At 60.4% G+C, this 240-nt stretch carries 1 protein-coding gene; it reads left to right on the top strand.

What is annotated here, in order from left to right; all coding sequences use genetic code 11:
• Nucleotides 1–31: 31 nt before the first annotated feature.
• Nucleotides 32–240, top strand: a 209-nt coding sequence (locus SB847_RS22095) for a DUF1345 domain-containing protein (protein ID WP_410578888.1), incomplete at its 3' end; no start/stop codon positions are given.

Below are 240 nucleotides of genomic sequence, written 5' to 3'. Positions count from 1 at the left end.
CTACAGCCGCACCGCGCACGCCGGAGGGGAAGTGGGCGGTATCAGCTTCAACCAGGAACGTCCGCCGCAGTACACGGACTTCGCTTACTTGGCCACAAGCCTGGGCATGACCTATCAGGTCTCGGACACCAACCTCGGGAACCATGCGATCCGGCTCGAGGCACTGAAACACAGCCTGCTGTCCTATTTGTTCGGAACCGTCATCCTGGCCGTCACCATCAACCTGGTCATCGGATTGGC

It is taken from the genome of Bacillus sp. SIMBA_026 (assembly GCF_046535335.1).
Lineage (GTDB): Bacteria > Bacillota > Bacilli > Bacillales > Bacillaceae > Bacillus > Bacillus velezensis.
Note: the sequence above shows the minus strand (reverse complement) of the source record. Positions and strands in the feature narration are given on the sequence as shown.